Below are 13,877 nucleotides of genomic sequence, written 5' to 3'. Positions count from 1 at the left end.
GGGAAAGACAACGATGCCCGCACAGTTCCCCTGGCTGACCACCCTGATCGTGGTCCCCCTGGTGGGCGCCGCCCTGGTCTGGGCGCTCCCCGGCGCGGCCCGACGGCACGCCCGGCCCGTGGCCGTGGCCGTGGCCCTGCTCGAGCTCGTGCTCGGCGCGGTGGCGGCGTTCTCCTTCGACACCGCCTCCGCCGGCACCCAGCAGCTCACCGAGACGCACGCGTGGATCCCGAGCCTGGGCGTGAGCTACGCGGTCGGCGTCAACGGCGTGGGCCTCACGCTGGTGCTGCTGTCCGTGCTGCTCACCCCGCTGGTCCTGATCGCGGCGTGGCGCGAGCACCCGGACGTGCACGAGGACGGCCTGCAGGTGATCGGTGGCTCGCGGATCCGCACCTACACCGCCCTCGTCCTGGTGCTCGAGGCGTTCATGGTCGCGGTGTTCTCCGCGCGGGACGTGTTCTTCTTCTACGTCCTGTTCGAGGCCATGCTGGTGCCCGTCTACTTCATGATCGGGTCGTTCGGCGGGCTGCAGCGGCGCTACGCCGCCATCAAGTTCCTCATCTTCTCGCTCGCCGGTGGCCTGGTGATGCTCGCGGGTGTGATCACGCTCTACCTGCACGGACCCCAGGGCCCGCAGGGCTTCCTCATCGACAACCTGGTGGGTCACCTCGACATGTCGGTGACCACCCAGCGCCTGGTGTTCCTGGCGTTCTTCCTCGCCTTCGCCATCAAGGCGCCGATGTGGCCCGTGCACACCTGGTTGCCGGACACCGCCGAGGCTGCCCCGGTGGGCACGTCGGTCCTGCTGGTCGGCGTGCTGGACAAGGTGGGCACGTTCGGGATGCTCACGCTGTGCCTGCCGCTGTTCCCCGAGGCATCCCGCTGGGCCGCTCCGGTGATCATCGTGCTCGCGGTGATCTCCATCCTGTACGGAGCGCTGCTGGCGATCGGCCAGGAGAACCTGCTGCGTCTGATCGCCTACACGTCGGTGAGCCACTTCGGCTTCATCGTGCTGGGCATCTTCGCGTTCACCTCGGTCAGCGTGCAGGGCGCGAGCCTCTACATGCTCAACCACGGGCTGTCGACCGGCGCACTGTTCCTGGTGGCCGGCTTCCTCATCGCCCGATCCGGGAGCGCCAAGATCTCCGACCACGGCGGTCTGCAGAAGGTGGTGCCGGTGCTCGCCGGGACGTTCCTGGTCGCCGGGCTGTCAGCGCTGTCGCTGCCCGGGCTGTCGACCTTCGTCAGCGAGTTCCTCGTGCTGGTCGGCACGTTCGGCGCCAACAAGGCCGCGGCCGTTGTCGCGGCGGTGGGCGTGATCCTCGCCGCGCTGTACGTTCTGCTGACCTACCAGCGCGCCTTCACCGGGCCCGGGCGCGAGGAGCTCTCCTCGCTGCCGGACCTCTCGGCGCGCGAGCGCTGGGTGGTCGGCCCGCTGATCGCCGCGATGCTGGTGCTCGGCTTCTTCCCGGCGCCCGCGCTGAACCTGGTGCGGGACCCGGCCTCCGTGACCCTCGAGCACGTGGGTGTCGCCGATGTGGCACCGACGCTCGCGAGCCCCTCCGACGACGGGAGCAACCAGTGAGCTTCAACCCTCCCGAGGTCGCCTGGGGCGCCATCGCACCGGTCCTCGTGGTGCTGGGCGCGGCCGTGCTGGGCGTGCTGGTCGAGGCGTTCGTGCCCCAGAAGGTGCGGCGCTGGACGCAGTTCGGTCTCACCATGGCCGCACTGGCCGGCGCGGCGGTGGCGTTGGCCGCCCTGTGGCCCGACACCGCGCCGTCGTCCGGTGGCGGCGTCGTGGCGTTGGGCGGCTCGATGGTGCTGGACCGTCCCGCCGTCATCCTGCAGGGTGCCCTCGTCATGCTGGGCCTGCTCAGCGTGCTGGTGATCGCCGACCGCACGGACGCCGGGCAGGACGCCTTCGCGCCCGCCGGCGCGGCGGTGCCCGGCTCGGACTACGAACGACTGGCCACCTCGCGCGGCCTCGCCCAGACCGAGGTGTACCCGCTGGTGCTGTTCGCACTCGGCGGCATGATGATCTTCCCGGCCACGGGGGACCTGCTGACGCTGTTCGTCGCACTCGAGGTGCTCTCCCTGCCGCTGTACCTGCTCACCGGGCTGGCCCGTCGTCGCCGCCTGCTCAGCCAGGAGGCGTCGGTCAAGTACTTCCTGCTGGGCGCCTTCGCCTCAGCGGTGCTGCTGTTCGGCATCGCGCTGCTGTACGGCTACTCCGGATCGGTGCGGCTGTCCGAGATCGCGACCACCGTTGGCGGGGCCGCGGGTGTCGACCCGATGCTGGTCGCCGGGCTCGTCATGCTCATGGTGGGCCTGCTGTTCAAGGTCGGTGCCGTGCCGTTCCACTCGTGGACCCCGGACGTGTACCAGGGTGCGCCGACCCCGATCACCGGCTTCATGGCGGCGTGCACGAAGATCGCGGCCTTCGGCGCCCTGCTGCGCGTGGTGTACGTCGTGGCCGCACCGCTGCAGTGGGACCTGATGCCCCTGCTGTGGGCGGTCGCCGCCGTGACGATGGTCGTCGGCACCGTGGTCGCGCTGGTGCAGACCGACGTCAAGCGCCTGCTGGCGTACTCCTCGATCGCGCACGCCGGGTTCGTGCTCGTGGGCGTGGTCGCGCTCCAGCAGTCCGGGGTCTCCGGCGTGCTGTTCTACCTGGTGGCCTACGGCCTGGCCACCGTGGGCGCCTTCGGCATCGTCACGTTGGTCCGCGAGGTCAACGAGGGTCCCGGTGGCGCCACCGTCGCCGAGGCGACCGCGCTGACGCAGTGGACCGGGCTCGGTCGCCGGCACCCGCTGCTCGCGGTGACGTTCACCCTGTTCCTGCTGTCGTTCGCCGGCATCCCGCTCACGGCGGGGTTCATCGGGAAGTACGCGGTGTTCTCGGCCGTGGTCGCAGGCGGGCAGGCGTGGCTGGCGGTGCTCGGTGTGCTGGCCTCGGCAGCGGCGGTGTTCTTCTACGTGTGGATCGTCGTGCTGATGTTCTTCAAGGACCCGGAGCCGGGTGTCGCGGAGACCACCACGGTCGTGCGGTCGGAGGGCCTGACCGCCGTGGCGGTCGGCATCGCAGCGGTCGGGACCGTGGCGCTCGGCGTGCTGCCGTCCTGGCTGCTGGACCTGCTCGGGAACGCGGCGGTCTTCGTCCGGTGACCGCGCTGCCCCTCGCCGACACCGGGCTGGCGGATCGACTCACCGATCGCCTCGCCCGGGTCGAGACGCGCCTGGTCGAGGCGGCCTCGCACGCCGACCACCTCGCCGACGCGACGTCGCGGCACCTGGTCAGCGCCGGGGGCAAACGGCTGCGCCCGTTGCTCACGCTGCTCACGGCAGAGCTCGGGGACGGCGCGGACCCTCGCGTGCTGGACGCCGCCGTGGTCGTCGAGCTCACCCATCTCGCGACGCTGTACCACGACGACGTGATGGACTCGGCACCGGTGCGTCGCGGGGCCCCCGCCGCACACGAGGTGTGGGGCAACCAGGTCGCCATCCTCACCGGCGACCTGCTGCTGGCCAAGGCGTCCGCGCTGACGGCCGTGCTGGGCCCGCAGGCCGTCCTGGTCCAGGCCCAGACCTTCGAGCGCCTGTGCCTGGGCCAGCTGCACGAGACGGTCGGGCCGGCCGACGGCGTGGACCCCGTCGACCACTACCTGCAGGTGCTCGCGGACAAGACCGGCTCGCTGATCGCCACGTCCGCGCGGTACGGCGCCCTGTTCGGCGGGTGCCCGCCCGAGGTCGTCGACGTCGTGACCACGTACGGAGAGAAGATCGGCCTCGCCTTCCAGCTCGCTGACGACGTCATCGACCTCACCGACGACGGCGGCCTCACCGGGAAGCGGCCCGGGACGGACCTGCGTGAGCACGTGCCGACGATGCCGGTGCTGCTGCTGCGCCGGCTGGTCGGCTCCGGGGCGGGCACCGCCGAGGACCGCCGGGTGCTGGACCTGCTCGACGGGGACCTGTCCGACGACGCCGACCTCGCGGCGGCGGTGCGCGCCCTGCGGGAGCACGAGGTCACCGAGCGCACCCGGCTCGCCGCGGAGGCCCGTGCCAACGAGGCGGTCGACGCGCTGGGCGCCCTGCCGGAAGGGCCCGTGCGGGATTCCTTGGTGCTCTTCGCGCGCTCCCTGGTCGAGCGCTCGGCCTGACTCCGCAGGGCCCACGAAGCACACAAACTCCTCACCCTCCCGGGCTACAGCCCGGGCGTCGACGCGCCGATGAGCAGTCGGGAGGATTCACCCGTTCGGGCCACACGCCCGGGCGGGCAGCCGAGCGTGGACGGGGGTGGGCGGGTGCGCACGACCTGGGGGTCGGCGACGGACTGCGGGCCGTTCCGCCGCCTGAACGAGGATGCGCTGTTCGCCTGCCCCCCGCTCTTCGTCGTCGCGGATGGCATGGGCGGCCACGACGCCGGGGAGGTCGCCGCCCGGATCGCGGTCGAAGAGGCCGGACGGCTGGCCGATCGCCGCACGGTCGCCGCCGATGACGTTCACCTGGTGGTGCGGGAGATCTCCGCCCGCGTGCGCGGCGCCGCCCCGGCGGGGCGCACGATGGGGACCACGTTCGCGGGCGTCGGGGTGGCACACCACCACGGCGCTGCGTACTGGCTGGTGTTCAACATCGGCGACTCCCGGGTGTACCGCTACGCCGGCGGCGAGCTCGACCAGATCTCGGTGGACCACTCGGTCGTCCAGGAGCTCGTGGACCGCGGGGTGATCGCGCCCGACGAGGCCCTGCACCATCCCGACCGGCACGTGATCACCCGTGCCATCGGCACGGGGCCGGACGCAGAACCGGACTACTGGCTCATCCCGGTCGGCCCGGCCGACCGCATGCTGGTGTGCACGGACGGTCTGACCGAGGAGCTCGCCGGCGGGGAGATCGCGGCGCTCCTGGGCTCCGTGGCCGATCCGCAGGCCGCGGCTGAGCAGCTGGTGGACGAGGCGGTCCGGCGCGGCAGCCGGGACAACGTCACCGCGATCGTGATCGACGTGGTGACGCTCCACGCGGGCGACGACGCGCGCCCTGGGGTGCCGGGCGAGCTGTCCGCCGGAACGACCAACCCGCGCGAGACCCCCGCGCCTGTCCCGGAGGTGGACCGATGAGAAGCGACTACATCCCCGGCGACGGCCTGGCCGTCCTCGTCGACGGCACCGCGGCGCTGCTGCCCGACGGGTGCGCCGCCGAGCTGCGCACGGCGCTGTGGGAGTCGATGCTCACGGGCGGTTCGCTCACCGACCATCTCCAGGTGCTGCTCCGCGACGGGCTGGCAGCGGCGCCCTCGTTCGCGATCGTGCGTCTGGAGGGCGCCACGGCGCACCTCGTGGTGCGCGGCTCCGCGCAGGTGGAGATCACGGTCGGCGACACGGCGGAGATGATCGGGGCCGAACAGGTCTCGACCTGGGCGGAGGTGCGGCGCACCGGGGTGTCTCAGGTACGCCTGACGGCGGGCCGTCCCGGCGCGGGCGCGCAGTTCCCGGCCCGGGTCGCCGTCGTGCCCGCGACGCAGGTGGTCCTGAGGACCGGCGCGCCGGCGAGCGGGACATCGGTGGCCGGGGTCGCGAGCACCGCGGCGCCCGAGGCCGGGTCGCCGCGCTCCGTGCAGGAGCCTGAGCCCCGCACTGAGAGTCCTCGACCGGAGCCCGAGCCCCGAGCCGAGACCGGCCCCCGACCGGAGCCCGAGCCCGAGGCCGGTCTCCGACCGGAGGCCGAGATCCCCGCCGAGACCGAGCCCCGACCGCTGCCCGGGCTCCGGGCGGCGTCGCCGTCCGCGCGGGTCGACCGGCCCGATCCCGACGAGGAGGCTGACGAGCCCGCCGTCCCGGCGTGGCAGCCGGTCGCCTCCGTGCGGGAGGCCCGTCGCGAGGAGTCCGGGCAGGCGCTCAGCGAGGCCCGCGCAGTGCATGCCTCCACCGAGGTCCCCGAGGACCATGACGGCCTGACGATCCTGAGCTCGGACGTGGTCGCCCTGCGCCGCCAGCTCCCGGACTGGGCGGAGGACGCCGTGCCGCAGCTGTCCGTCCCGACCCCTCGCACCCCCGCCCCGGCCAAGCTGTTGATGTCCACCGGCCTGGTGGTCTCGCTCAACCGGCCGGTCCTCATCGGCCGCGCACCGCAGACCACGCGCACGCCCGGGGGAGAGGTGCCGCGCCTCGTCACCGTGGCCAGCCCCAACCAGGACATCTCCCGCACGCACTGCGAGATCCGGATGGATGGTGACGACGTCGTCGTCACCGACCTGCGCTCGACGAACGGCGTCCTTCTCCTGCGACAGGGGTCGGGTGCGCAGCGCCTGCACCCGGGAGAGCCCACGGTGGTCGAGCCGGGCGTCGTGGTGGACCTGGGTGAGGGGGTCACGTTCCTCGTGGAGGCCGGTGGGTGAGCTCCCGTCGTGAGCCGTCGCGGCCGCCCGCGATCCCGGGGTACGAGTACGTACGCCTCCTGGGCATGGGTGGGTTCGCCGACGTGTTCTTGTACCGCCAGCAGATGCCCCGGCGTCAGGTGGCGGTCAAGGTGCTGCTCGCGACCTCCCTCGACGACGGCGCCAGGGCCCGGTTCAGGGCTGAGGCGGACATCATGGCCTCGCTGTCCCACCACCCCTCGATCGTGACCGTCTACCAGGCGGACGTCGCTCCGGACGGTCGGCCGTACCTGGTCATGGAGTACTGCTCCCGGCCCGGGCTCGCCCAGCGGTACCGTGCGGAGCGGATGAGCGTCGCGGAGGTGCTGCGGATCGGGATCCGGCTGGCGTCCGCCGTGGAGAGCGCCCACCGAGCGGGCGTCCTGCACCGCGACATCAAGCCCGCCAACGTCCTGGTGACGGACTTCGGGTGGCCGGCGTTGACCGACTTCGGGATCGCCGCCACGGCGGGGCTGCTCGGCGACCGGATGGTCGGCATGTCGATCCCCTGGTCGCCGCCGGAGATGCTCGCCGACGAGCCCGTCGCCGACGTCCGGTCCGACGTCTACCAGCTGGCCGCCACGGTGTACTCGCTGCTCGCCCGGCGCTCCCCGTTCGAGGTCGTCGGCGGGACGAACACCGCGGCGGACCTGGTGGCGCGGATCGGGCGCGGTGCGCTGCCCCCGACAGGTCGAGGGGACGTCCCGGAGTCGCTGCAGCACGTCCTGGCGCGTGCCATGGCTCCCGCCCCGGGGCTGCGGTACCACTCCGCGCTCGCGCTGGGACGGGCATGGCAGCAGCTCGAGGCCGAGCTGATGCTCCCGCTGACCCCGCTGGACCTGCCCGACGACCTCCCGCCCGGCGGGACGTCGGCGCCGGGGCCCGACGCAGAGGTGGCGCAGACGACGCGGCTCCGGCCGGTCCGCACGGTCTCGCCCGAGGCGACCGCCCAGCTCGCGCGGGCCGCCGCGACCGGCAGCGGGTCGGTCGCCGAGCCCGGCGCGGAGGAGCACGTCGAGGTCCCGGACAGCTGGCGCCAGCACGTCGCGGAGCTGGAGCGCGCCAAGATCGAGCCCCCTCCCCGCCGGCGCCGGGTGGGCCGGGTGGTGGCCGCCGGCGTGGCGGGTGGCCTCGTGCTGTCGGCCGCGGTGGTGGGCGTGCTCGGTGCCTTCGGAGACCGCGCGCCCCGTCCGGAGCCGGTGACGAGCCCGACGGGCGCGCCGGCGGTGAGCCGCGCGCCCGTCCCCGCGCCCACGGGCCTGACGGCGAGCGTCGCGGACGACACGGTCGTGTTCACCTGGGCCAACCCGTCCCCGGAGCCGGGTGACCGGTACCTGTGGGGGCGCGCGGAGCCCGGCCGGACGACGGCGATGCAGCTGGTCGACACCCCGCGGGTCGTCGTCCATCCCGACGCCCCGGGCCAGGTGTGCATCGAGGTGGCCATCGTGCGGGACGACGGCCGGTACACGACGAACCCCGCCGTCGGGTGCGCGCCATGACGCATCACGGACCCGCGCGTGGGCGTCGGTGGCCGTCCGTCGTCGGTGCGCTGGCCGCTCCGGCGGCGCTGATCGCGATGGCCGTCGTGTACCCCGGGGCCACGGTGTCCCAGGTGGACCTCAACGACGCCTCGGTGTGGGTGACCAGGGGCCCGAGCATGCAGCTGGCCCGGTGGAACGCGCAGGTCGGGGAGCTGAACGCCGGCCTGGTCGCCGAGCAGCCCGGCTTCGACGTCCAGCAGGACGGTGACCAGGTGATGCTCGTCCAGCCCGGGAGCATCTCCCGGGTCGACCCCGCCTCGGTGACCATCGCGGGCACGGCGACCGTCGCGTCGGACGACCAGGTCTCCATGGCGCACGGCGTCGTCTCGGTCCTGCAGCCCGACGGTGACCTGTGGGTGCTCCCCCTGGACGAGGTCGGCACACTGGACACCACGACCGAGCCCGACGTCCGGCTCGGTCCCGGTGCATCGGCCGTGGTCTCGCGAACGTCCGGTGACGTGCTCGCCACCACCTCGTCCGGTCAGCTGCACCGCCTCCGGCTGGACCCCGCCGTGAGTGACCGGGTGGTCGGCTCGATGCGCGGCCAGACCTCGCCCGCGCAGTCCGCGACGGCGGTCGGGGACGTGCTGGTGACGGTGACCGGAACCACGGTGCACACCCCGACGGCATCGGTGGACCTCGCCCAGTGGGGGCCGGACCTGGTCCTGCAGCAGCCCGGACCGCGCGCTGACTCGGTGCTCGTGGCGACCCCCGACGCGCTGCTCGAGGTGCCGCTGTCCGGGGGCCCGGTGGTCGCACACCGGCAGGGTGGGTCCGGTGCACCCGCGGCGCCGGTCCGGGTCGCCGGCTGCGCGAACGGTGCGTGGGCCGCGGTCCGCGCGTCCTACCTCCAGGTGTGCGGCGACCGGACCCGCACGGTCGACCTGGAGGGCATGACCGGTGGTGCCGAGCTGCGCTTCCGGGTCAACCGGGACGTCGTCGTCCTCAACGACGTGTCCGGGAACCTCTGGGCGCCCACCGTGGACGCCACGCTGCGGCAGGCGAACTGGCGCGAGGTGGTCCCCGAGGAGCAGACCGACACGGGCCAGCAGGCCAGCGACCAGCGCAGCACCCAGACGCTGCAGGCCGAGTGCACACCGCAGTCCGCCCCGGCGCGGGCCGTGGACGACTCGTACGGCGTGCGCCCCGGCCGGACCACGATCCTGTCGGTGATCGACAACGACTCGGCGTCGGACTGCGGACTGCTGGCGATCTCCGACCTGGACCCGTTGCCGGCGTCGTTCGGCACGATCGTGCCGATCTACGGCGGACGGGCGATCCAGCTCGTCACGGCCGCGGGCGCCTCGGGAGCCGTGCGGTTCACCTACACCGTGACCGACGGGCGGGGCGCGAGTGCGCCGTCCACCGCGACCGTGACCCTCGAGGTGGTCCCCGACGGGGTCAACCGACCGCCCCGGCAGCAGCGCGTCAGCCAGGTGCAGGTCGAGCGCGGCGCCACCGGGACGTTCGACGTGCTGCCCGACTTCGTCGACCCCGACGGCGACCAGCTCGTGCTGCTGGGTGCCACGGTCGACGGTGGCGGTTCGGTGCGCACCCGCCAGGACGGGGAGCTGACGTTCTCCTCGGACGGCACCACGCTGGGCCGCCGCACGGTGCAGCTCCTGGTCGGCGACGGGCAGGCCACGGCGACGGGTGAGCTGCAGGTGGACATCCGTCCCGCCGGGTCGCTCGCCCCGGTGATCGACCCGGTGCACGCCGTCACCTACGTGGGTCAACCGGTCACCGTGCGCCCCCTGGACAGCGTGCGCTCCGCCTCCCGCGAGCCCGTGCGACTGGCCGGGGTGGACGAGCTCACCGGTGCCACGATCACGCCGGACCTGGCCGCCGGGACGTTCACGTTCTCCGCCGCGCGGGCCGGCACGTACTACGTGAGCTTCGTGGTCACGGCCGCGCCGCAGCAGACCACGGGCGTGGCCCGCATCGACGTGGCCGAGAAGCCGCAGTCCGTGGAACCGCCCACGGCGGTCCTCGACGTGGCCCTCCTGCCGCCCGGCGGAGAGGTCGTGGTCGACCCGCTCGCGAACGACGTGGACCCCGGCGGCGCGGTGCTGGTCCTGCAGTCGGTCGACGTGCCGGAGGGCAGCGGGCTCGAGGTCGCCGTGCTCAACCATCAGCTGGTCCGCATCTCGGCCACCCGGACCCTGTCCGGCCCGGTCACGGTTCCCTACACGATCTCCAACGGCGCCGCGGCGGCGACCGGCGAGCTGCGGGTCAAGCCGATCGACGCGTCGTCCACCCAGCAGCCTCCGGTGGTGCCCGACGTGGTCGCCACCGTCCGCACCGGCGGCGTGGTGACCATCCCCGTCCTGGACGGCGCTTACGACCCGGACGGGGACCCGCTGCACCTCGAGAGGACCCTCGTGCAGCCGCCCGAGGAGGGCCAGGGCCTGATGTTCGTCTCCGGAGACGTGCTGCGCTACCAAGCCCCTGACACGCCGATGCGTGTGCACGCCACGTTCCAGGTCTCCGACCCGGAGAGCAACGCCACCGCGGCCCGGGTGACGGTCGAGGTGCACGCGTCCGACCGGACCTCGAAGTCCCCGCCGCACCCCAAGGACCTCACGGCCAGGGTGTTCGAGGCCGAGACCATCCGGATCCCGATCCCGTTGACCGGGATCGACCCGGACGGCGACGGCGTGTCGCTGCTCGGTCAGGACAAGGCCCCGAGCAAGGGACGGATCGTCAACCAGGGCGCCGACTGGCTGGAGTACGAGGCCCTGCCGGGCGAGCTGGGCACCGACACGTTCAGCTACGCGGTCGAGGACTGGGTCGGGCAGCGCGCCGTGGCGACCATCCGGGTCGGGATCGCCGCGCGCCCGCAGGCGCCGGCGCAGGTCGTCGCGCGCAACGACGACGTGACGGTGCGCCCCGGGCAGTCGGTCGCGGTCCGGGTGCTCGCCAACGACGTGGACACCTCCGGCGGCACCCTGACGCTGGACCCCGAGCTCCAGATGGCCGCGGGCACGGACGCGCACGTGGACAACCGCCGCATCGTCGTGCGCACCCCGCTGGAACCCGCGACGCTGCAGATCGCCTACACCGCCTCGAACGCCCGCGGCGGGCGGGACAGCGCGGTGCTGACCGTCGTCGTCGACCCTGACGCACCCATCCTGGCGCCGCTGGCCCAGGACGTCGTCGTGCCCGCGACCCAGACCCTCAACGCCTCGTCCGTCGAGGTCAACGTGCTCGAGGTCGCCGACAACCCGAGCGGACCGCTCTCGGACCTCCGGGTGTCCGTGGACAGCTCGGCCGCGGACGTCGCACACGTCACCCCGAGCGGCACGGTGGTCGTCGCGCTCGGCCCCCAGCCCCGCACCCTGCCCTACCTCCTGACCAACGTCGCGCCCGACGCCGGCGGGGTCAGCTCCTACGCCTTCATCACCGTCCCGGCACTCGGGGACTTCCCGCCCGTGCGGCGGCCGGGTGCGCCCGACCTGGTGGTGCTGGCGGGCGCATCGCTGTCGATCTCGCTCGACGAGCAGATCCAGGTGGCCCCGGGCCGGACGGTGCGGGTCGCGGACCCCACCGCCGTGAGCGCGACCAAGTCCGACGGCTCGGACCTGGTGGTGGACTCCCGGACGCTGCGCTACCGGGCGGTGAAGACGTACGCCGGCCCGGCGTCGATCACGGTCCCGGTCAGTGACGGCCCGGCGGACGACCCCACGGCCCGGACCGCCGTGCTCACGCTGCCGATCACCGTGCTGGCGTTCGAGGACCACCCCCCGACCTTCACGCCGTCCGTGCTCGACGTCCCGCAGGGCGAGTCCACCCGTGTCGACCTCACCGCGTTCACCTCGGCCCCCATCGGAGCCCAGTCTCCGCAGTCGACCTACGCCTACCTGCTCACCTCGAGCCCGCCTCGCGGTGTCACGATGACCCTCGACGGCTCGGTCCTGACCCTGAGCGTGGCGACGTCCGTGGCGCGCGGCACGGTGGGCGGCGTGGGTCTGTCCATCGACTACGGCGGCCTCGGCGCGCTGCCGGCGCAGGTGGACTTCCGCGTCGTGGCCTCGAGCAAACCGCTCGCGCGGGTCGTGGACCAGCGCATCGGGACCGGTGTGCGGGGCCAGGTCACCGCCGTCCGGGCCCTCGCCGGGGCGTTCAACCCGTTCCCCGCGCCGTTGACGCTCATGGCTGCGGTCCCCGACGATCCCGCCTCGGGCCAGGCGTGGGTCGAGGGCGACCAGGTGATGATCCGTCCCGCCGCCGACTTCCTCGGTCCCATGGCCGTGCGGTTCCGCGTGCGGGACGTCACGGCCGACCCCGACCGCGAGGTCGAGGGGCGGATCACCCTGGTCGTGCGCGGGCGGCCCGACGCGCCCGCGGCGCCCAGGATCTCCGAGGTGGGAGACCAGACCGTCACGCTCGCCTGGGACGCCCCGCCGGCCAACGGCGAACCGATCACCGGGTACCGCGTCACGGCGGAGCCCGGAGGACCGACCGTCGACTGTCCGTCGACGACCTGCACCGTGGCCGGGCTGACCAACGACGTTGACTACACGTTCACGGTCGTCGCACAGAACGCGGTGGGTGACTCCGACCCGAGCCCGGCCTCCGGGCCGGCCCGCCCCGACGTCAAGCCCGCGGCGCCCGGAGCGCCGACGCTGGCCTGGGGCGACGCGAAGGTCACGGCCTCCTGGGAGCCTCCGGCGAACACCGGGTCGCCGATCCGGGAGTACCAGGTCGAGATCAGTCCCGCGCCCTCGGCCGGTACCGCCGTGGTGACGTCGGCCTCGACCTCGGTCTCGTTCGCCGGCCTGACCAACGGGACCTCGTACACGGTCCGGGTCCGCGCCGTGAACGACGCGCCTGACCCCGGAGACTGGAGCATGTGGTCCACGCCCCAGGTCCCCGCGGCCGTGCCGTCGGCCCCCGGCGGCGTGACCGCGACCCGGTCGAAGGTCGGTCCGGGCGGGACCCAGATCACCGTGACGTGGGCGCCCGCCGCCGCGCACGGCGACCCGGTCTCGGGCTACGAGGTGCGGGTGGACGGCGCGGTGACGTCGGTCGGCGGCGACGCCACGAGCTACACGTTCCCGGCGCAGCGTGGCCAGACCTACCAGATCGACGTCCGCGCCTCGAACAAGGCGGGCGCGGGCGCGTGGGCCTCGACCACCGGTGAGATCTGGACGGCGCCGGGAGCCGTGACCGGCCTCGTGGTGTCCGACGACTCCCTCGAGCCGACCCCGTTCGGACAGGCGGCCGTGCAGGTGCGCTGGACCGCGCCGGCGGACACCGGCGGTGTCCCGCTGAGCGGGTACGACGTCAGCGTGGACGGCGCGCAGCCGGTCAGGGTGGGGCCCGACCAGACCTCGGTGCGCCTGACCGGGCTCGCCGGCGGCGACCACACGGTGTCCGTGCTGGCGGTCAACACCAAGGGGGCCGCCGGTCCCGCCGTCAGCGCGTCCGTCACGCTGCGCACCGTGCCGCAGCAGCCGACCGACGTCCGCGGCGAGAACCTGCCGGACTCCGCGCAGGTGCAGTTCACCTGGCAGCCCGGCGTCGACGGAGGATCGGCGATCACCGGGTACCGGTACGAGCTGGTCAGGACGCCTCCGGCAGCTCCGGACGGGTCCACGCCGCCACCCGTCACCGTCACGGGCTCCGTGGCGACGCCCGCCCTCGTCGTCGACGGGACCGGCGGTGAGACGCTCACGCTGACCGTCTGGGCCCTCAACGCCGAGGGGGCGTCGCTCGCCTCTGCGACCGCGCAGGTCGTCGTCGTGGACGACTCCACGCCGCCGACCACGCCACCGCCGACCCCGCCGCCGCCGACCGACTCGCCCACCACGCCACCGCCCACCACGCCACCGCCGACCACGCCGCCGCCGACCGACTCGCCCACCACGCCACCGCCGGCTCCGTGACCGGCCCCATCCCCCGACGTCAGGAGAATCCCCGTG

The 13,877-nt window shown here is 73.7% G+C and carries 7 protein-coding genes; all 7 read left to right on the top strand.

All coding sequences use genetic code 11. From position 1 onward, the window contains the following. The first annotated feature begins 13 nt into the window (after positions 1–13). The 7 genes from Q6348_RS01080 (at position 14) to Q6348_RS01050 (ending at position 13,841) form a co-directional block, all read left to right on the top strand. Positions 14–1,585, top strand: coding sequence for an NADH-quinone oxidoreductase subunit M (locus Q6348_RS01080; protein WP_304599490.1), 1,572 nt, complete (start codon positions 14–16; stop codon positions 1,583–1,585). Next, positions 1,582–3,165, top strand: a complete 1,584-nt coding sequence (gene nuoN, locus Q6348_RS01075) for an NADH-quinone oxidoreductase subunit NuoN (RefSeq protein ID WP_304599489.1) — start codon at positions 1,582–1,584, stop codon at positions 3,163–3,165. Before Q6348_RS01080 ends, nuoN begins: the two co-directional genes overlap by 4 nt. Then, entirely contained in the window at positions 3,162–4,160 is a 999-nt protein-coding gene (locus Q6348_RS01070; protein WP_304599488.1) for a polyprenyl synthetase family protein, read from the top strand. The genes nuoN and Q6348_RS01070 overlap by 4 nt, the downstream gene beginning before the upstream one ends. 144 nt (positions 4,161–4,304) lie before the next feature. Next, entirely contained in the window at positions 4,305–5,117 is an 813-nt protein-coding gene (locus Q6348_RS01065) for a PP2C family protein-serine/threonine phosphatase (RefSeq protein WP_304599487.1), read from the top strand. After that, positions 5,114–6,394 carry an FHA domain-containing protein gene (locus Q6348_RS01060; protein ID WP_304599486.1) on the top strand — a complete coding sequence of 427 codons (1,281 nt, stop codon included), beginning with the start codon at positions 5,114–5,116 and terminating at the stop codon, positions 6,392–6,394. Before Q6348_RS01065 ends, Q6348_RS01060 begins: the two co-directional genes overlap by 4 nt. Further along, positions 6,391–7,911: a serine/threonine-protein kinase gene (locus Q6348_RS01055; protein ID WP_304599485.1), complete on the top strand. Its 1,521-nt coding sequence runs from the start codon at positions 6,391–6,393 to the stop codon at positions 7,909–7,911. The genes Q6348_RS01060 and Q6348_RS01055 overlap by 4 nt, the downstream gene beginning before the upstream one ends. Further along, complete coding sequence (locus Q6348_RS01050) at positions 7,908–13,841, top strand: fibronectin type III domain-containing protein (RefSeq protein WP_304599484.1); 5,934 nt, start codon at positions 7,908–7,910, stop codon at positions 13,839–13,841. Before Q6348_RS01055 ends, Q6348_RS01050 begins: the two co-directional genes overlap by 4 nt. Positions 13,842–13,877: the final 36 nt, after the last annotated feature.

The organism is Actinotalea lenta, from assembly GCF_030586465.1.
Lineage (GTDB): Bacteria > Actinomycetota > Actinomycetes > Actinomycetales > Cellulomonadaceae > Actinotalea > Actinotalea lenta.
The sequence above is the reverse complement of the archived record's forward strand: the minus strand, read 5'-3'. Positions and strand labels throughout refer to the sequence as shown.

Coding starts and splice junctions, on each gene's coding strand:
- Q6348_RS01060 (WP_304599486.1), top strand. CDS start 5,114: ATGAGAAGCGACTACATCCCCGGCGACGGCCTGGCCGTCCTCGTCGAC.
- Q6348_RS01050 (WP_304599484.1), top strand. CDS start 7,908: ATGACGCATCACGGACCCGCGCGTGGGCGTCGGTGGCCGTCCGTCGTC.
- Q6348_RS01080 (WP_304599490.1), top strand. CDS start 14: ATGCCCGCACAGTTCCCCTGGCTGACCACCCTGATCGTGGTCCCCCTG.